This is a genomic window from Myroides sp. NP-2 (assembly GCF_014145665.1).
GTDB lineage: Bacteria > Bacteroidota > Bacteroidia > Flavobacteriales > Flavobacteriaceae > Flavobacterium.
Genome location: NZ_JACHTD010000052.1, coordinates 1 through 687 on the forward strand (window position 1 = coordinate 1; position 687 = coordinate 687).

General features: G+C 42.8%; 2 tRNA genes and 1 rRNA gene. All 3 read left to right on the plus strand.

Annotated features, from left to right (window positions below):
- The first annotated feature begins 50 nt into the window (after positions 1-50).
- Positions 51-124, plus strand: a tRNA-Ile gene (locus H4K35_RS15585).
- A gap of 87 nt (positions 125-211) precedes the next feature.
- Positions 212-285 (plus strand) — tRNA-Ala (locus H4K35_RS15590).
- Between the two features lie 122 nt (positions 286-407).
- Positions 408-687, plus strand: a 23S ribosomal RNA gene (locus H4K35_RS15595); the annotation flags it as partial.

The window sequence follows — 687 nt, forward strand, 5'->3', positions numbered from 1 at the left end:
GGTTTATTTACTCTCGCTGTTTGTTCAAATAAAAAATAAGTAATATACAGAGTCTCGTAGCTCAGCTGGTTAGAGTACTACACTGATAATGTAGGGGTCGGCAGTTCGAGTCTGCCCGGGACTACTAATTATATTACGCGGAAATTCTAGAGGTTGGTTAAACCGTTGAAAGTTACTGTTAACTGTAAACTGTTAGCCGTAGACCTGAAATGGGGGATTAGCTCAGCTGGCTAGAGCGCCTGCCTTGCACGCAGGAGGTCATCGGTTCGACTCCGATATTCTCCACAGATCCGAGAGGATAAAAGTTCATTGACATATTGTAACGACAAATACAGTTAGATAGTAATAGAAATATTATTGTTTAAATAAAAATTTATAGAAAGTACGATTCGAAAGAATTGTAAGCACATAAGCAAAATAAGGGCGTATGGGGAATGCCTAGGCTCTCAGAGGCGAAGAAGGACGTGATAAGCTGCGAAAAGCTACGGGGATTGGCACACACGAATTGATCCGTAGATATCCGAATGGGGCAACCCACTATGTTGAAGACATAGTATCCGATAGGAGGCGAACCTGCTGAACTGAAACATCTAAGTAGGCAGAGGAGAAGAAAACAAAAGTGATTCCGCTAGTAGTGGCGAGCGAACGCGGAATAGCCCAAACCAATGTTGTTACGGCAATATTGGG